Below are 16,710 nucleotides of genomic sequence, written 5' to 3'. Positions count from 1 at the left end.
GTGATCGGATGCGCTCGCCGGAGCCGCACGTAGGGTGGTGCGCATGATCGAAGTGACCGGCTTGACCAAGACCTTCGGGTCCACGACCGCGGTCGACGACCTGACGTTCACGGTCCGTCCCGGCATCGTCACCGGCTTCCTCGGCCCCAACGGGGCGGGGAAGTCCACCACGATGCGCATGATCCTGGGACTGGACCGGCCGACCTCGGGAACCGCACTGATCGAAGGGAAGCCGTACCAGGAGCTGACGCGGCCGCTCACCACCGTCGGGGCGCTGCTCGACGCGAAGTGGGTGCATCCCAACCGATCGGCGCGGTCCCATCTCGCCTGGCTGGCCGCGTCGAACGGCCTGCCCGCCTCCCGCGTCGACGAGGTGTTGCGCCAGGTGGGACTGACCGAGGTCGCGGGCAAGCGTGCCGGTGGTTTCTCGCTCGGGATGTCGCAGCGCCTCGGTCTCGCCGCCGCGCTGCTCGGCAACCCGCGCGTGCTGCTGTTCGACGAACCGGTCAACGGCCTCGACCCCGAGGGCATCGTATGGATCCGGCGGTTCATGCAGGCGCTCGCCGCAGAAGGCCGCACGGTGCTCGTGTCCAGCCACCTTCTCTCCGAGATGGCTCAGACCGCCGAACATCTCATCGTCATCGGCCGCGGCCGGCTCATCGCCGACACCTCGGTGAAGGAGTTCGTCGACCGGGCGTCCGACTCGTTCGTGGTGGTGCGCAGCCCGCAGCTCGGCGAGCTGCGCACCGCGCTCGCCGAACGCGGGCACACCGTCCGGGAGGACGACGGCGCCCTGCACGTCTCGGGAGCTCCGGCGGCGGAGATCGGCGAACTCGCCGCGGCCCGGTCGATCGTGCTGCACGAACTCGCGGGACGACACGCGTCCCTCGAGGAAGCGTTCATGAAACTCACCGGTGGCGAGGTCGAATACCACGGATCCGGAGTCGACGACGTCATGAAGGGTGGACTGTGATGAGTACGGCGCTCGATACACTGCGGGCCGAACGGATCAAGCTCACGTCGGTGCAGTCGCCGCTGTGGTGCACCGTCGTCATCGTCGCCCTCGGGCTGGGGCTCGCCGCGATCCTCGGTTCGGTCTCCCGCGCGTCGGTGGGGATGGACGACGAGATGGGGCAGTTCTATCCGACCGTGGATGTCGCGGTCAGCGGCGTCACCGGCTTCGGCGTGCTGGTACTCATGATCCTCGCGGCGCTGTCGGTCACGAGCGAGTACCGCTTCGGGGTCATCCGCACGACCTTCCAGGCCACCCCGAACCGCACTCTGCTCCTGACGATGAAGGCCCTGCTCATCGGGGTGCTGGGCGCGCTGTTGACGGTCGCGGTCTCGTTCGGGGCCTTCTACCTCGCGAAGGTGCTGGCCGGTCCCGACGCGGGACGTGATCTCGTCCTGAGCGGCGACACCGCGTGGCGTGCGGTCTACGGCACCGCGATCTACGCGTTCCTCTGCGTCTTCCTCGCGGTCGGCGTGGGCACCCTGTTGCGGCAGTCGGCGGGCACGATCGCACTGCTCATGCTGTGGCCGCTGCTCCTCGAGTCGTTGTTCGCGCTGTTCGGTTCCGTGGGCCGCGAGATCCAGCCGTTCCTGCCGTTCGCCAACGCGAACAACTTCCTGGGTATCGGTCAGGGAATCGAATTCCATTGGGGTCCATGGGGATCGCTCGTATACTTCGCGGCCTTCGCATTCCTGGTATTCGCGCTGTCGCTCGTGGTGGTCAACCGCCGCGACGCCTGATACTCCCGCACCGCCGCACTGCGCCGCACGGATTCCCCGTGCGGCGCAGTGCTTTTTTGTACGCTCGGACGATGGCGCGGGCGCGGGCGAGATACGGCATACGGGGAGCGGCTCTGCTCGCCGCCGGAGTACTCCTGACGGCAGGATGTTCGGAAGGGGAGGTGGAGGCGTCACCCGTGGATCCGGCGGCGCTCGCCGACGCCGTGCAACTCGACGCCGTCACGACGCACCTGACGGAACTCGAACGCATCGCCGGCGAGAACGACGGCAACCGTGCGCTCGGTACCGCCGGTTACGACGCGAGCGTCGATTACGTCGCCGGAGCTCTGCGCGACGCCGGATTCGACGTGCAGACACCGGAGTTCGATTCGACGCTGTTCGCGGTCGAGAACGAGCAGCTCGTCGTCGACGGGGACCCGACGGGGGTGAGCGCACTCGGCATGTCGCCGTCGACGGGACCGGACGGACTCACCGCGCGCGTCGTGCGGATCGCCCCCGACGGCACCCCCGGGTGCGAACCCACCGATTACGACGGGGTCGACGCGACCGGCGCGGTGGTGATCGTCGATCGCGGCGTGTGCACCTTCGCCGTGAAGGAGCAGGTCGCCGCCGACCGGGGAGCGGCCGCGCTGATCGTCGCCAACAACGAGGACGGCCCGCTCGACGCCGCCGGTCTCGGGGCGGAGTCGAACCCCCGTATCCCGGTCGGGGGTGTGGCCGGGGCCGACGCGGAGCGTCTCTCCGCCGCGACCACCGTGACGATGACGCTCGAGACCCGCACCGAGGATCAGAAGTCACGCAATGTGATCGCCCAGACCCGCACCGGCTCGACCGACGACGTGATCGTCGTCGGCGCGCACCTCGACAGTGTGCCCGAAGGGCCGGGGATCAACGACAACGGCACCGGCGTCGCCGCCGTCCTCGAAACCGCGCTGCAGCTCGGCAGCGAACCGGGAGTGACCAACGCCGTGCGGTTCGCGTTCTGGGGGGCCGAGGAGGTCGGGCTGGTGGGCTCCACCAGGTACGTCGAGTCGCTGTCCGAGGAGGAGCGACTCGACATCGCGCTGTACCTGAACTTCGACATGCTCGGCTCACCCAACGCCGGATATCTGGTGTTCGACGGCGACGACTCCGATGCCGTCGGCGAGGGACCCGGGCCGGAGGGCTCGGCGGGGATCGAACGGACCTTCGCGCAGTTCTTCGACGAACGCGGAATCGACGTCGGAGGAACGGATTTCGACGGTCGTTCCGATTACGGTCCGTTCGTCGCCTCCGGTATCCCCGCGGGCGGGGTGTTCACCGGTGCCGACGACGTCAAGACCCCCGAGCAGGCCGAGCTGTGGGGTGGCACCGCCGACCAGCCCTTCGACCCGAACTATCACACCCCCGAGGACACCCTGGCCGGCATCGACCGCGACGCGTTCGCGGCAGCGGCCGCCGCAGTCGCCTACGGCACGGCCGTCTACGCGAACTCGGTCGACGGACCCGACGGGGTCCCCACCGGCGACCGGCGAGCACAGGTGCGCGCCGAGTTCACCGAGTGAGGGTGGGCGTCGTCAGCGCTCGTGCAGGCGCCACAAGGGGTTGACCGGCCCGTGGCCGTGCCCGAGGTCGTAGGCCCACTCGAGGCACTTCGTGATCCATTCCTTCGCGAACTCGACGGCTTCGGGCACCGACCGGCCGTGGGCCAGGGCCGAGGTGATCGCGGCCGCGAGCGTATCGCCGCCGCCGTGATCGTTGCCGGTGTCGATGCGAGGCGTGCTGAACTCGAGGAAACGGTCGCCGTCGAACAGCAGATCGGTGCTCATCGCCGAGCTGCGCAGATGGCCGCCCTTGACGATCACCCACCGGGCGCCGAGTGCGTGCAGGGCTTCGGCGGCGCGGCGGGCCGAGGCGTCGTCGACGACGTCGATGCTGGTGATCAGCCGTACCTCGTCGAGGTTGGGGGTGACGACGGTGGCGAGGGGGACGAGCACACCGCGGATCGCGTCGAGCGCATCGGCGTGCAGCAGGGGATCGCCGTGCATGGACGCGCACACCGGGTCGACGACGAGCGGCACCGCCTGGTCGCGGCCGATGCCCACCTCGCAGCACACCTGGGCGACGGCCTCGATGATCTGCGTGGAGGCGAGCATGCCCGTCTTCGCCGCGGACACGCCGATGTCCTCGACCACGCAGCGCACCTGATCGGCGACGATCTCGGCGGGAATCTCGTGGAACCCGCGGACTCCGACCGAGTTCTGGACCGTGACGGCCGCGACCGCGACGCATGCGTGCACACCGCACATCGCCATCGTGCGCGAATCGGCCTGGATGCCGGCTCCACCTCCGGAGTCGGTGCCGGCGATGGTGAGGGCTCGAACCGGGGTCTCGCCTCGGGGCGACAAGGGCAGAAGTTCCACGCAGACACCCTACCGAGGGTGTGTTCGATCACGGCCGGGCGGCGCTGAGGCGGGCTCCCGTTGCGAAACACGACAGCGTTACCGGCGGTTCACCCCTCAGTGTTCTATAGTGGCACAGGTCACAGTTCGATTACGCAAGACGCTTTTGGAGGCGCTCATGAACACGAGTTCGCCGGACCTCGACGTGGTGGACAATGCCGACCAGAACCGGTTCGAACTGCGCCTCAACGGTGACCTCGTCGGCATCCTGGGGTACTACGACTTCGAACGCGCTCCGGCACCGAACCCGCCGGTCGTCGACTTCATGCACACCGTGATCGTCGAAGACTTCGGTCATCGTGGTCTCGCGGCCGTCCTCGTCGGCGGGTCGCTCGATCTCGCGCGCCGGCGAGGTTGGCGGGTGCGGCCGGTGTGCACCTATGTGCAGCGGTTCCTCGCCTCGCACGAGAACTACCGCGACGTCGTCGTGCCCCTCGAGCCGCATCGCAAGGAACCGCAGCGTAACGATCGGCAGCGTAAGGTGCCCGCCCGCAAGGCCTGATCAGACCTCGAGGTCGACGATCACCGGGGCGTGGTCGCTCGCGCCCTTGCCCTTGCGCTCGTTGCGGTCGATCTCGGCGCCGGTCACGCGCGCCGTGAAGGCCGGCGACCCGAGGACGAAATCGATCCGCATGCCCTGCTTCTTGGGGAATCGCAGCTGGGTGTAATCCCAGTAGGTGTACACCCCGGGGCCGGGGGCGTACGGACGGACCACATCGGTGTAGCCGACCTCGGCGAACGCGTGGAAGGCGTCGCGCTCGGGCTGCGAGGTGTGCGTCTTGCCCTCGAAGAAGGCCGGATCCCACACGTCGTCGTCGGTGGGGGCGACGTTCCAGTCGCCGACCAGGGCGATGGGCTGCTCGGGAGCCGCAGTTGCCCAGCCGTGGGCGTCGGCGCGCAGCTTGGCGAGCCAGTCGAGCTTGTAGGTGTAGTGCGGGTCGTGCAGGTCGCGGCCGTTGGGGACGTACAGGCTCCACACGCGCACACCCGCGCACGTCGCGCCGATCGCCCGCGCCTCGAGTGCGGGTTCGGCCTCCGGGTCCTTGGAGAAACCGGGCTGGTCGTCGAATCCGATCTGCACGTCGTCGAGGCCCACCCGCGAGGCGATGGCCACACCGTTCCACTGGCTCAGCCCGACGTGCGCCACCCGGTAGCCGAGTTCCTCGAAACGCTCGTGGGGGAACTGCTCGTCCTTGCACTTGGTTTCCTGCATCGCGAGCACATCCGTGCCGGTTCGCTGCAGCCAGTCGAGGATGCGGTCGGTACGGGCACGGACGGAGTTCACATTCCAGGTAGCAAGGCGCACACGCCCACTGTAGGTGACCTATCCGACGGGTTCGGAGGCATACCGGTAGCGGTGGTGGTCGACGAAGCCGAGTTCGCGGTACAGGGCGCGGGCCGCTGTGTTCGACTCCTCGACCTGCAGGTATGCGTGGGTCGCGCCCTGCTCGCGGGCCCAGTGCAGGACGGCGCCGCACACGAGCGTGCCGAGTCCGCGGCGCCGGTGCTCGGGCGCGACCTCCACGGCCGACAGACCCACCCAGCGGCGTCCGTCCGGGGCGTCGGTGACCGCCGCGCGGCAGATCGCCAGGGGCGGCTGCCCGGGCGCCCCGATACGGCCGAACCCGAGGATGCCCGCGGCCACCGCGCCGAGCACGTCCTGCGCGACCACCGGATCGTCACCGGTCCGGTGGAGCGACATCCAGTCGGCATCCGGCCGGTCGGTGATGGTGACCGGGGTGGGCTCCGGGGGCAGCGGCACGTTCGCGAGGTCGGCTCCCATCACGAGCACCGGCTCCGAGGTCGGCCAGCCCTCGGGGATCCGGCCGAGCCGATCGGGCACCGACAGCCGCAGCGGCAGTCCGCGTGCCGCGAACCATCCGCGCAGCCGGGCCCGCACGGCCGGATCGGCGGGATCGGCCACGGTCCCGCGTTCACCCAGCGGCGTCGCCGAGTTGGCGCGCCGGGTGAAGCCGTGCCCGGCCCGCACGAGCCACCCGTCCACCCAATCCGACTCCAGACCGGGCCACCCCGCCGCGGCGGCGTGTTCGAGCGCACGGATCTCCGAGACGCGGATGGGCCGCGCCGCGATCGGTTTGAGAGCGACGACCGAGGCGGGGGACACCTGGACGACACGACCGTCGGCGCTGCGCACCGCGACCACCGGCTCGACGGAGACGAGTTCGCCGATGACGTCGGTCATCGGGTGGCTGTAGCCGGCGGGCAGGCGGTACCGCAGCACCACCCGGGTGCCGAGGGGTACGGGTGCGGCCGGACGGTCGGTCGTCATCGACGGTTCGCCGGTCGTCTCGTCAGTCGTCCTCGTCGTGGCCGAACGGGTCCTCCACCGAACCCGGCAGCCAGGTCAGGCCCGGAACACCCCATCCGGCCCGCTTGATGGTCTTCTTCGCGGCGCGGGCGTTGCGCCCGATCAGCACGTCGACGTACAGGAAACCGTCGAGATGCCCGACCTCGTGCTGCAGCATGCGGGCGAAGAAACCGTGGCCCTCGATCTCGACGGGCTCCCCGTTCTCGTCGGTGCCGGTGACCTTCGCCCAGTCGGCGCGTCCGGTGGGGAAGTTCTCGCCGGGCACGGACAGGCAGCCCTCGAGATCGTCCTCGGGGTCGGGCATGGTCTCGGGGATCTCGGAGGTCTCGAGGACCGGGTTGACGACGACGCCGCGTCGCCGGACGACCGAGCCGGACCCGTCGCGGTCGGGGCAGTCGTAGACGAACAGTCGCTTGCCGACGCCGACCTGGTTGGCGGCGAGTCCGACGCCGTTGGCCGCGTCCATCGTCTCGAACATGTCGGCGATCAGCTCGGCGAGTTCGGCGGGTGACTCGGTCACCGGCCGGGTGGGATTGTGCAGGACGGGGTCGCCGACGATGACGATCGGAAGAATGGCCATGGTGACACAGGATAATGGGACGGACTCGCGGCGTTCTCGGACCGGTACGTGTCCCTACCCCGTGGTTGAATGACTTCCGCCGAGACGCAAGGACTCTTCGTCACGGTGTGATCCAGTCAGTCGAGGAGGGAAATGGACGGCGCAGCAGCGCACGGCAACGACCGGTCCGATCTCGTGTCCCCGCAGGGCGACGGCGCACTCGCGCAGGAGCCCACCGGCGACGAGGCGAACGGCCTGAGCCGTCGCGATCTCGACATCCTGGCGTTCGAACGGCAGTGGTGGAAGTACGCGGGTGCCAAGGAGGACGCCATCAAGGAACTCTTCGGTCTCTCCGCCACCCGCTACTACCAGGTGCTCAATGCCCTGGTGGATCGTCCCGAGGCGCTCGCCGCCGATCCCATGCTGGTCAAGCGGCTGCGGCGGTTGCGTGCGAGCCGTCAGAAGGCCCGCGCGGCCCGCCGTCTCGGTTTCGACACCCGTTAGTCCGGGCACCTCGTAGGAGGACACGGCGAAGTCGACACGCACGGCCGGTCGGCAGCGCTGTGTGTGCTCGGGCAACTATGGTCGAGGTCGTGAGCAGAACCCCCGAGATCCCCAGCCGCGCGCCCACACCCTCGGGACCGCCTCTGCGTGCGTTCGCGATGGTCCTGATCGCCCTGGGCATCCTGTTCGCCGGTCTGGGTTTCGCCGCCCTGGGTAATTCGGACGACGAGCCTGCTCCCACGGCCGCACCCACGACCACTGCCGCACCGGCCGCGCCCTCTCCGCGCTCGGCCGCGGTGCCCTCCGCGCCTGCTGCCGGGAACGGGGCTACGTCCGCCCCGGCGCCGGCCGGCGCGAGCACCTCCGCTGCCGTGTCCTCGGTTCCCTCCCTGCCCGCGGCGAGTGGAACCTCGCTCGCCGCCGGCGCGTCTCCGGCCGCGACGGCTCCGATACGCGTGTTCAACAATTCGGAGGTCGCGGGCCTCGCCGCGCAGACCGCGGCCTACCTCGAGGACGAGGGATTCACGATCAGTGAAACGGGCAACTACAGCGAGGGTCTGCTCCCGCAGACCGCGGTGTTCTACGGGTCGTCTCCCGGAGAGCAGCAGACCGCGACAGCCGTCGCCGAGTCGCTCGGTGTCACCGCGCAACCGCGCTTCGAGGGCATCCGCGACGCCGCCCCCGGAGTGATCGTCATCGTCACTTCGCGTTAGCGCCGGAACCGTGTCGGTCCGCCACCGGGTGGGCGCCGGAGACGCCCGGTTATGATCGGGTGACTTTTCGGCACTTCGAAGGAGCGGTTTGATGGTCTCCAGTTCCACCCGTCGCATGTCCTGGCGTGCTCTGGCCCCGATCGTCGCGATCGCCGCGGTGGGCCTGACTGCGTGCTCGAACAGCGAGGAGGCGAGCACCGAGCCGGGGACGACTCCGCCGGTGTGGACGGGATCCGCCGCGCCCGCTTCCGAGGCCCACGGCGACGACCAGGGCACCGAGGGCGGAAGCGAGTCGCCGGCCGGTGGTGCTGCTGCAGCTTCCGCCGCTGCGCTCACCGCCGAGCTGACCACGGTCGACGGTGCATCGGCGGGCACCGTGTCGTTCGCCGAGAACGGTGGCGACGTCGAGGTGACCATCGAGGTCGAGGGTCTCGAGCCCGGCTACCACGGTGTCCACATCCACGAGTTCGGCCGGTGCGAGCCCCAGTCCACCGCGCCGAACGGCGGCGAGCCCGGCGCCTTCCTGTCGGCCGGTGCCCACCTGCAGGCCGGTGGCAACACCTCCGTCCCGGAGAGCGGCGACCTGGTCTCGCTCGTCGTCCACGAGGACGGTACCGCCACCGCCACCGTCACCACCTCGGCCTTCGGCCTCGAGGACCTCGAAGGTGAGGACGGCGCCTCTGTGGTCGTGCACCAGGACAACCTCGGCGCCCGCCTCGCATGCGGCGTCATCGGGTGAGCGGGGTTCGAATCCCCTGAAGCTCGGTACCCGGGTAATTCCTGACACAGGGCCCCGCGACGGACATCCGTCGGCGGGGCCCTGTGGTTGGATCGAGACGTGGCAGTCGCGTTTCCGGGATCACCTCGTCCCACGATCGGCGTGGAATGGGAGATCGCTCTGGTGGACAAGACCACCCGCGATCTCTCGAACAGCGCGGCGGTCGTCTTCGACAGGGTGGAGGAGATCGCCGGGGAGACCCCGCGGCTGACCAAGGAGTTCCTGCGCAACACCGTCGAACTCGTCACCGGTGTACACGACACCGTCGCCGAGGCCGTCGACGATCTGTCCGAGTCGCTGTCGTTGCTGCGCCGCGCCGCCGATCCGCTCGGAGTGGACCTGATGTGTGCCGGCACCCATCCGTTCGCGCAATGGACCGACCAGACCGTCACACCCTCCCCGGATTACGAGGAGATGATCAACCGCACCCGCTGGTGGGGACGGCAGATGCTCATCTGGGGAGTGCACGTCCACGTGGGAGTCTCCTCCGCGGAGAAGATCATCCCGATCCTCAACGCCATGCTCGTGAAGTACCCCCACATGCTCGCGTTGTCGGCCTCGTCGCCGATCTGGGCGGGCTACGACACCGGCTACGCGAGCAACCGTGCGCTGATGTTCCAGCAGCTGCCGACTGCCGGCCTGCCCTATCACTTCGCCGACTGGCCGCAGTACGCGAAATTCATCGCCGACCAGCTCGAGTCCGGTGTCATCAGCCATCCCGGAGGCATGCACTGGGACATCAGGCCCGCGCCGAAATGGGGCACCCTCGAGGTCCGGGTCTTCGACGGCATCACCAACCGCGCCGAACTGGCCGCCCTCGTCGCGTTCGTGCATTCACTCGTCGTCTACTTCGACGAACGTCTCGAGCGCGGTGAGGAACTTCCTGTGCTGCAACCGTGGCACGTCAAGGAGAACAAGTGGCGTGCGGCGCGGTACGGACTCGATGCCGAGGTCATCCTCGACCCGGTGTGTACCGAACGGCTCGTCACCGACGACCTGAACGATCTGCTCGAGCAGATCATGCCCACCGCGGTACGGCTCGGATGCGCCGACGAACTCGCGCGAGTTGCGGACATCCCGGTGCGGGGAGCGTCCTATCAGCGTCAGCGCAGGCTCGCGGAACGGACGGACGGCGATCTCGTCGCGGTGGTGGACTCGCTCGTGCAGGAACTGAAGGAGTGATCGTCCGAGGACGTCCCGGCCGTCAGCTCCTCGTCACCTGTCACGCACCGCCGGGAGCGTCCTCGTCGAGCAGGCCGTCGCGACCGAGCTGCTCCCGGTAGGCGACGCGACCGACGCGGTGCGCGATCACCGGTGCCGTGAGGACCATGAACATGCCCGCCAGCGCCATCATCCAGATGTCGACGGAACTGCGCAGGATGATCATCGCGCCACCCAGCACGAACAACAGACCCACCACCTGCGGCTTGGTGGCCGGATGCATGCGCGACAGGGTGTCGCGGAAACGCACCACGCCGATCGCAGCGGTCAACGAGATGACCGCCCCGATGAGGATCAGGAGGTGGGCGAAGGTGTCGATGATCGTCGTCATCCTTCGTCACGCACCCGGAATCGAGCCACGGACACCGACCCGATGAAGCCGACCAGGGCGAGGGCCACGGTGGCGGGCAGCACCGACGTGTCGCGTGTGTACACCGCCCAGATCGCGATGCCGCAGATGCCGAGCGCGAGCAGGGCGTCGACGCCGACGAGCCGGTCGAGGGAGTTGGGGCCCGCGATCACGCGGTAGGTGATCAGGATTGCGGAGACGAACAGCAGCGCCCCCGCGATCGCCAGTGTCACGGTCACGTCAGTTCCTCCGTTCCGCTGCGCCAGGGGCTGGCCTGCCATTCCGACTCGCGTTCGAACGTCCGGATGAGGAGGCGCTCGATGAGGCGGGCGGAACGGTAGAAGTCGGCCACGGCCTTGTCGGTACTCACGTCGAGGACGTGCACGTACATGATCCGCCGCACCTGGTCGATCTCGAGCACCATGGTGCCCGGGATGTTGTTCATGATGTCCGTCCACAGTGTCAGCACCAGGTCGGACTTGATGGTGAGCCGGCAGCGCAGCACGCCTGTGACCGGCGGCGGGGACGGCCGGATCGCGAGCCACCCCACGTTGATCGTCGAGCGGATGGTCTCGCCGAAGATCACCGCGCCGAGTCGCATCGCGGACCACACGTGCACGCGACCCTCGACGGGTACACGCGGCAGCGGCAGCACGAACATGACGACGAGCGAGACGACCACACCGCCGAGGATGTTGGCGATGCTGAAGGTGCCCCACAGCAGGACCCAGACCAGCGTCGTCCATCCCACGACGAACATGCGCAGGATGTTGGCGCGTTTCATCATTCCTGCTCACCCCCCAGCACGGCCTCGATGTACACCGTGCGGTCGCGCAGGTTCTCCGCGGCACGGTTGCTGATGTCGAGCAGGGGACCGGCGAAGACCGTCAACGACACACCGATCGCGACGAGCCAGACCGTGGGGACGAGCATCGCGGCCGGCATCCGGCCCACGTCCGGGCGTTCCTCGAAGGAGATGTCGGTGGCGGATTCGTCGATCAGCGCCGAGGGGCCGATGTCCGCGAGATCGCCCTCGGGAGCGTCGGCGCGTGCCCGCCAGAACGCCTTCGTCCAGATACGCGCGACGACGTACAGCGTCAGGAGGCTGGTCACGACACCACCGGCGACGAGGACCCAGGCCAGGACCGAACCGTCCTCCGCGCCGGCCTGCAGCAGGGCGACCTTGCCGATGAACCCGGAGAACGGCGGGATACCGCCCAGGTTGAGCGCCGGGATGAGGAACAGGACCGCCAGCAGCGGAGACATGAGCGCGAGGCTGCCGAGGCGTCGCAGCGACGCCGACCCGGCCTGGCGTTCGATGAGACCCACTACGAGGAACAGGGTGGTCTGCACGAGGATGTGGTGGCCGACGTAGTAGACGGCGCCCGCGAGACCGGTCTGCGACGACAGAGCGACACCGAAGATCATGTAGCCGATGTGGCTGACGAGCGTGAACGACAGCAGACGCTTGATGTCGTTCTGTGCGATCGCGCCGAGGATGCCGACGATCATCGTGAGCAGACCCGCGACGAGCAGGACGTCGTCGAGTTCGCCGCCCGGGAACAGCAGGGTGTGCGCCCGGATGATCGCGTACACACCGACCTTGGTCAGCAGGCCGGCGAAGACGGCCGTGACCGGTGCGGGCGCGGTGGGGTAGGAGTCGGGCAGCCACGACGACAGCGGGAAGACCGCGGCCTTGATACCGAAAGCCACGAGCAACACACCGAAGATCGCGGCCCGGGTGCCCGGTGAGATCTCGTCCATCCGCAGTGCCATCTGGGCGAGGTTCAAAGTGCCCGTGGCTGCGTAGGCGAAGGCGATGCCCACGAGGAAGACCAGCGAGGACACCATCGAGACCATGACGTACGAGACGCCCGCGCGGACCCGGTCGGCGCTCGCACCCAGGGTCAGCAGGACGAACGAGGCGGCGAGGAGCACCTCGAAGCCGACGAAGAGGTTGAACAGGTCGCCCGCGAGGAAGGCGATGTTGACACCCGCGGTGAGCGCGAGATAGGTCGGCAGGAAGATCGAGACGGGTTGCTGCTCGTTGCCGTCGTGGATACCCTGGCCGACTGCGTACAGCATCACCGACAGCAGCACGATCGCCGAGACGACCAGCATCAACGCCGACAATCGGTCGACGACCAGCGAGATGCCGATCGGCGCCTCCCACCCACCGATCTGCAGTACCGCGATGCCGTCGGCGTCGGCGTAGTACAGCAGCGCCACGCACACGACGAGCGAGGCGACCAGCGCGAAGACGGTGATCCACCGTTGGACGCGCGGACGGCGGCCGACGATCAGGGTTGCGGCTGCGGCGAGCAAGGGGATGAGGACGGGGAGGGGAACGAGGTTCGCGACGCTCGGGTTCATCGGCGATCCTCCTTCCCGTTCTTCTCGTCGTCTCCGGTCCGCTCGCCCTCGGCAGGGTCGGGGGCCTCGGGGTCGGGATCGTCCGCGCGGACGTCCTCGTCGGCGTCCTCGGCATCCTCGATAGAGCCGGCCCCGCCCGAATCTTCGGCAGAGCCGGACTCGTCCGTCCCCCCCTGGTTCTGCGTGTAGGCCGAGTCGGTGGGGTCGTCGAAGTCGCCGTCGTGCAGATCCTCGTACGCCTCGATGTCCTCGATGTTCTTGAGCTGATCGAGCGGGATCGGGTTGCCCGCGGCGTCGAAGGCGTCGCCGCTCTTGCTCGGGATACCGGTGAGCGGGTCGTCGGAGCGGTCTCGCGACGGTAGATCGGCGAGACTGCGCCGCTGCGACACGAGGGTGTCCTCGGGGTCGTTCTCGATCTCGTCCCGTGCGCGGTAGGTGTAGGAGCGGTAGGTCAGTGCCAGCACGAACGCCGCCACACCCATCGTGATCACGATCGCGGTGAGGATCATCGCCTGCGCGAGGGGATCGGCCATGTCCGGCTCGACGTCGCTCTCCACACCGACGATGGGTGCATGACCTGCGGGGCCGCCGAGGGTGAGCAGCAACAGGTTGATGCCGTTGCCGGCCAGCAGCAGGCCCAGCAGCATCTTGATGATGCTGCGTTCGAGCAGCAGGTACACACCGGCCGCGACGAGCACACCGACGACGGCGAGGAGCGTGATGTTCGCGGTCATCGGCGCTCACCCACGGTCTCGGCGTCGAGGCGAGCACCTAGGCTGCGCAGCACGTCCAGGACCAGTCCGACGACGATGAGGTACACACCGAGGTCGAAGAACAGTGCGGTCACGAGCTTGATGTCGCCGAGCAGAGGCAGCGTGAGCTCGAGGGTCGCCGACGACAGCGCCGGGGCGCCGAGGAACATCGACACCAGTGCGGTGCCCGCGGCGAAGGTGAGTCCGATGCCGAGGATCTTGCCGGCGTCGATGGGAACCGCCTCTCCGAGCTCGTAGCGTCCGCCGGCCAGGTACCTCAACACCAGCGCGAGACCGGCGACGAGACCGCCCGCGAAACCGCCACCGGGCGCGTTGTGCCCGGAGAAGAAGAAGTACACCGACAGGATCATCATGGTGGGGAAGACCAGTCGCGTGGTGACCTCGAGGACCAGCGATCGGTAGCGCGGATCGATGAGATCGCCGCCGAGCAGCCAGGTCGTCTCGTTGCTGGCGGAGACCGCGTCGAGCTGCGCCGCGGGTGCGTCCGCCACACGCGGGGCGGTGCCGAAGCGGCGGGTGCGGAAGACCAGGCTGGCCACGCCGGTCGCGGCGACCAGCAGCACCGAGATCTCGCCCAGCGTGTCCCAGGCGCGGATGTCGACGAGCAGGACGTTGACGATGTTCTTGCCGTCACCGCCGTAGTAGGCGGCGTCGGGCAGCAGCAGCGAGATCGGATCGGTAGTGCGTGCCGCGACGGCGTAGGCGCCGATCCCGGCGACCACCGCGCCCACGGCGATGCCGAGCATCGCGCGGGCGAACTTGCTGCCCATCACCGCGGCCGGGTCGGTCTCGGCGGGCAGCTTGCGCAGGACCAGCACGAACATCACGAGGGTGACGGTCTCGACGAGGAACTGGGTGAGCGCGAGGTCGGGAGCTCCCTGGAGGGCGAACAGCACCCCGAGCCCGTAACCGGTCACGCCCACGACCAACACTGCGCCGAGACGGTTGCGCAGGGCCGTCGCGGTGATCGCGGCGGCCATCATGATCAACCCCACCCCGAGCTGCCAGATCGAGTCCCACGCGCGCGTCGACGGCATCGTGCTCAGCCCGAAGAAGAACATCAGCACCGTCGGGAGCGCCACCAGGGTGATGAGGATGGTCGCCTGGGTCAGGGGGAGCGAACCGCGCTGCAGGAAGGCGGTCAGGCGCAGGGACAGGGTGTCCATGCCCTGGAGGGTCGCGTCGTACATCCGGTCGGCATTTCCGAGCGGCGGGTGCTCGAAGCGCAGACGCGCGATGGTGCGGTGCGCGAGGAACAGGACCGTGCCGCCCACGATCACCACGCCGGTCAGACCCAGCGGCAAGGAGAATCCGTGCCACAACGCCAGGTGGTAGGGCTTGTCGAGTTCGGTGGGCAGCTCGTCGGCGTAGGGGGTGATCAGATGGTCGATCCACGAGCTCGCGAAGCCCGCGGCGAGACCGGCGAACGCGAGGACGCTCGGGGCGGTGAGCAGCAGCGGGCCGGGCACGTGCAGGTTCTGCACCGCGGGGCTCGGACGTTTGAGCTGCTTGCGGCCGAAGGCACCCCAGATGAACCGGATGCTGTAGGCGAGGGTGAGGATCGAGCCCACCACGATGCCCGCAGTCATGGCGATCCGCGCCCATTCGGGGAGCACCTCGGCCACCAGCGACGACTCGAGCGCGGCTTCCTTCGCGACGAAACCGATGAACGGCGGCAGACCGGCCATGCTCGCCGCCGCAAGTATCGCGATCACCATCAGGTAGGGGGCGGCAGAGCCGAGATGCGCGAGTTTGCGGATGTCGCGGGTGCCGGTGGAGTGGTCGATGATGCCGACCACCATGAACAGGCATGCCTTGAACAGGGCGTGGGCGATCACCATCGCCAGGCCCGCCAGGGCCGCTTCCCGGCTGCCCGTACCCACCAGCGCAGTGAGAAAGCCGAGCTGGCTGACGGTGCCGAAGGCCAGGATGAGCTTGAGGTCGAAGGCGCGGAACGCTCGCCAGCCGGCGAGGATCATCGACGCGAGACCGAGACCGATGACGATCGGCCGCCACGCGGCGCTGTCCGCGAAGCCGGGTGCGAGCCGGGCCACGAGGTAGATGCCGGCTTTGACCATCGCCGCGGCGTGAAGATATCCGGACACCGGGGTGGGGGCGGCCATCGCGCCGGGCAGCCAGAAGTGCAGCGGGACCACGGCGGACTTCGACAGTGCGCCGACGAGCACGAGCACCACGGCGACGCCGGCGAGCCATCCGTGAGGTGCCGCCGCGACGACGTCGGAGAGGTTGTAGCTGCCGGCCATCTCGCCGAGGATGATGATGCCGACCAGCATCGCCAGGCCACCGGCCGTGGTGACGAGCAGGGCCTGGGTGGCGGCGCGCCGACTCGACGCTCGCTCGGCGTAGTGGCCCACGAGCAGGAACGACAGGACGGTCGTCAGTTCCCAGAAGATGTAGAGCAGCAACATGTTGTCGCTGACGACCAGGCCGAACATCGCGCCCGCGAAGGCGACCATCTCGGCGGCGAAGATTCCCAGGCGGGGCTCGTCGTCCTCGAAATAACGCGAACAGTAGAGCAGGATCAGCGAGCCGATGCCCAGGACGAGCACGCACATGATCGCCGCGAGCGTGTCGAAGCGCAGATCGATGTTCATCGACAGAGTCGAAGCCCACGCGATCTGCAGTTTCTGCTCGGTTCCCCAATTGGTGACGACCCAGCCGAGACTCGCGAGGGGCACCAGCGCGAGCGGCAGGAATGCGTTTCTCCCCATGACTCTGACCAGAAGCGGCGCCAGAAGAGCAGCAACCGCATGGGCGACGAGTATGGCGATCAAAAGGCACTCCGTCGGGGTCGGGCCTGTCGGCGGGGTGAAACGGACTGCGGGTCGATAGGACTCGCTGTCGTCACAGCGGACGGCACACCGCCGAAACGGGGATCGCCCCGACATGCACGCCGC

17 protein-coding genes and 1 pseudogene are annotated in these 16,710 nt (G+C 68.6%); 8 read left to right on the top strand and 10 right to left on the bottom strand.

Annotated elements, in window-relative coordinates:
• Positions 1-43: 43 nt before the first annotated feature.
• The 3 genes from EQ874_RS16910 (at position 44) to EQ874_RS16900 (ending at position 3,296) form a co-directional block, all read left to right on the top strand.
• Positions 44-973 (top strand): ABC transporter ATP-binding protein, encoded by a 930-nt coding sequence (locus EQ874_RS16910; RefSeq protein ID WP_064062783.1) that lies wholly within the window; start codon positions 44-46, stop codon positions 971-973.
• Positions 973-1,752, top strand: a complete 780-nt coding sequence (locus EQ874_RS16905; RefSeq protein ID WP_016934408.1) for an ABC transporter permease — start codon at positions 973-975, stop codon at positions 1,750-1,752. Before EQ874_RS16910 ends, EQ874_RS16905 begins: the two co-directional genes overlap by 1 nt.
• 71 nt (positions 1,753-1,823) lie before the next feature.
• A complete protein-coding gene (locus tag EQ874_RS16900; protein WP_207213562.1) occupies positions 1,824-3,296 on the top strand; it encodes a M20/M25/M40 family metallo-hydrolase in 1,473 nt (490 codons plus the stop codon).
• 12 nt (positions 3,297-3,308) lie between these two features.
• Here EQ874_RS16900 and thiD read toward each other — a convergent pair whose 3' ends face one another.
• On the bottom strand, positions 3,309-4,154 hold the full coding sequence (gene thiD, locus EQ874_RS16895; protein ID WP_016934410.1) for a bifunctional hydroxymethylpyrimidine kinase/phosphomethylpyrimidine kinase: 846 nt from the start codon (positions 4,152-4,154) through the stop codon (positions 3,309-3,311).
• Positions 4,155-4,311: 157 nt separating this feature from the next.
• On the opposite strand from thiD, the gene EQ874_RS16890 reads away from it, so the two are divergent.
• The gene (locus tag EQ874_RS16890) at positions 4,312-4,695 is read left to right on the top strand and encodes a GNAT family N-acetyltransferase (protein ID WP_064062668.1); all 384 of its coding nucleotides are present in this window, start codon (positions 4,312-4,314) and stop codon (positions 4,693-4,695) included.
• On the opposite strand, the gene EQ874_RS16885 is transcribed toward EQ874_RS16890, so the two are convergent.
• Genes EQ874_RS16885 through EQ874_RS16875 form a run of 3 tightly spaced genes read right to left on the bottom strand, consistent with a single transcriptional unit; the run spans position 4,696 to position 7,102 of the window.
• Entirely contained in the window at positions 4,696-5,499 is an 804-nt protein-coding gene (locus tag EQ874_RS16885; RefSeq protein ID WP_064062667.1) for an exodeoxyribonuclease III, read from the bottom strand. It lies immediately after the preceding gene.
• A gap of 18 nt (positions 5,500-5,517) precedes the next feature.
• Positions 5,518-6,483 carry a GNAT family N-acetyltransferase gene (locus EQ874_RS16880; protein ID WP_129977488.1) on the bottom strand — a complete coding sequence of 322 codons (966 nt, stop codon included), beginning with the start codon at positions 6,481-6,483 and terminating at the stop codon, positions 5,518-5,520.
• 22 nt (positions 6,484-6,505) lie between these two features.
• A complete protein-coding gene (locus EQ874_RS16875) occupies positions 6,506-7,102 on the bottom strand; it encodes a peptide deformylase (RefSeq protein ID WP_064062665.1) in 597 nt (198 codons plus the stop codon).
• Positions 7,103-7,234: 132 nt separating this feature from the next.
• On the opposite strand from EQ874_RS16875, the gene EQ874_RS16870 reads away from it, so the two are divergent.
• The 4 genes from EQ874_RS16870 to EQ874_RS16855 all read left to right on the top strand — a co-directional run bounded on the left by EQ874_RS16870 (position 7,235) and on the right by EQ874_RS16855 (position 10,258).
• The gene (locus EQ874_RS16870) at positions 7,235-7,585 is read left to right on the top strand and encodes a DUF3263 domain-containing protein (RefSeq protein ID WP_016935504.1); all 351 of its coding nucleotides are present in this window, start codon (positions 7,235-7,237) and stop codon (positions 7,583-7,585) included.
• A gap of 77 nt (positions 7,586-7,662) precedes the next feature.
• On the top strand, positions 7,663-8,298 hold the full coding sequence (locus EQ874_RS16865; RefSeq protein ID WP_129977487.1) for a LytR C-terminal domain-containing protein: 636 nt from the start codon (positions 7,663-7,665) through the stop codon (positions 8,296-8,298).
• Between the two features lie 91 nt (positions 8,299-8,389).
• The gene (locus EQ874_RS16860; protein WP_064062663.1) at positions 8,390-9,037 is read left to right on the top strand and encodes a superoxide dismutase family protein; all 648 of its coding nucleotides are present in this window, start codon (positions 8,390-8,392) and stop codon (positions 9,035-9,037) included.
• Between the two features lie 99 nt (positions 9,038-9,136).
• The gene (locus tag EQ874_RS16855) at positions 9,137-10,258 is read left to right on the top strand and encodes a glutamate--cysteine ligase (RefSeq protein WP_039585476.1); all 1,122 of its coding nucleotides are present in this window, start codon (positions 9,137-9,139) and stop codon (positions 10,256-10,258) included.
• Between the two features lie 40 nt (positions 10,259-10,298).
• On the opposite strand, the gene mnhG is transcribed toward EQ874_RS16855, so the two are convergent.
• The 6 genes and pseudogenes from mnhG to EQ874_RS16825 form a co-directional block, all read right to left on the bottom strand.
• Positions 10,299-10,628, bottom strand: a complete 330-nt coding sequence (mnhG, locus tag EQ874_RS16850; RefSeq protein WP_006553641.1) for a monovalent cation/H(+) antiporter subunit G — start codon at positions 10,626-10,628, stop codon at positions 10,299-10,301.
• Positions 10,625-10,885 (bottom strand): monovalent cation/H+ antiporter complex subunit F, encoded by a 261-nt coding sequence (locus EQ874_RS16845; protein WP_006553640.1) that lies wholly within the window; start codon positions 10,883-10,885, stop codon positions 10,625-10,627. Before EQ874_RS16845 ends, mnhG begins: the two co-directional genes overlap by 4 nt.
• Positions 10,882-11,430, bottom strand: coding sequence for a Na+/H+ antiporter subunit E (locus EQ874_RS16840; RefSeq protein ID WP_129977587.1), 549 nt, complete (start codon positions 11,428-11,430; stop codon positions 10,882-10,884). The genes EQ874_RS16845 and EQ874_RS16840 overlap by 4 nt, the downstream gene beginning before the upstream one ends.
• Positions 11,430-13,019 (bottom strand): Na+/H+ antiporter subunit D, encoded by a 1,590-nt coding sequence (locus EQ874_RS16835; protein ID WP_024101810.1) that lies wholly within the window; start codon positions 13,017-13,019, stop codon positions 11,430-11,432. Before EQ874_RS16835 ends, EQ874_RS16840 begins: the two co-directional genes overlap by 1 nt.
• Before the next feature lie 203 nt (positions 13,020-13,222).
• Positions 13,223-13,753 (bottom strand): annotated as a pseudogene (locus tag EQ874_RS16830) (Na(+)/H(+) antiporter subunit C); the annotation flags it as partial.
• Positions 13,750-16,587 (bottom strand): Na+/H+ antiporter subunit A, encoded by a 2,838-nt coding sequence (locus EQ874_RS16825; protein WP_129977486.1) that lies wholly within the window; start codon positions 16,585-16,587, stop codon positions 13,750-13,752. The gene EQ874_RS16825 and the pseudogene EQ874_RS16830, both read right to left, overlap by 4 nt.
• Between the last annotated feature and the right edge of the window lie 123 nt (positions 16,588-16,710).

The sequence above is a fragment of the Rhodococcus sp. Q1 genome (assembly GCF_004153645.1).
GTDB lineage: Bacteria > Actinomycetota > Actinomycetes > Mycobacteriales > Mycobacteriaceae > Rhodococcus > Rhodococcus gordoniae.
This window is presented reverse-complemented; position numbering and strand designations above follow the sequence as displayed.

Excerpts from the sequence above, each read along its gene's own strand:
- EQ874_RS16910 (WP_064062783.1), top strand. The coding sequence starts at position 44 with ATGATCGAAGTGACCGGCTTGACCAAGACCTTCGGGTCCACGACCGCG.
- EQ874_RS16905 (WP_016934408.1), top strand. The coding sequence starts at position 973 with ATGAGTACGGCGCTCGATACACTGCGGGCCGAACGGATCAAGCTCACG.
- EQ874_RS16900 (WP_207213562.1), top strand. The coding sequence starts at position 1,824 with ATGGCGCGGGCGCGGGCGAGATACGGCATACGGGGAGCGGCTCTGCTC.
- EQ874_RS16890 (WP_064062668.1), top strand. The coding sequence starts at position 4,312 with ATGAACACGAGTTCGCCGGACCTCGACGTGGTGGACAATGCCGACCAG.
- EQ874_RS16880 (WP_129977488.1), bottom strand. The coding sequence starts at position 6,483 with ATGACGACCGACCGTCCGGCCGCACCCGTACCCCTCGGCACCCGGGTG.
- EQ874_RS16875 (WP_064062665.1), bottom strand. The coding sequence starts at position 7,102 with ATGGCCATTCTTCCGATCGTCATCGTCGGCGACCCCGTCCTGCACAAT.
- EQ874_RS16870 (WP_016935504.1), top strand. The coding sequence starts at position 7,235 with ATGGACGGCGCAGCAGCGCACGGCAACGACCGGTCCGATCTCGTGTCC.
- EQ874_RS16865 (WP_129977487.1), top strand. The coding sequence starts at position 7,663 with ATGGTCGAGGTCGTGAGCAGAACCCCCGAGATCCCCAGCCGCGCGCCC.
- EQ874_RS16860 (WP_064062663.1), top strand. The coding sequence starts at position 8,390 with ATGGTCTCCAGTTCCACCCGTCGCATGTCCTGGCGTGCTCTGGCCCCG.
- mnhG (WP_006553641.1), bottom strand. The coding sequence starts at position 10,628 with ATGACGACGATCATCGACACCTTCGCCCACCTCCTGATCCTCATCGGG.
- EQ874_RS16840 (WP_129977587.1), bottom strand. The coding sequence starts at position 11,430 with ATGAAACGCGCCAACATCCTGCGCATGTTCGTCGTGGGATGGACGACG.
- EQ874_RS16835 (WP_024101810.1), bottom strand. The coding sequence starts at position 13,019 with ATGAACCCGAGCGTCGCGAACCTCGTTCCCCTCCCCGTCCTCATCCCC.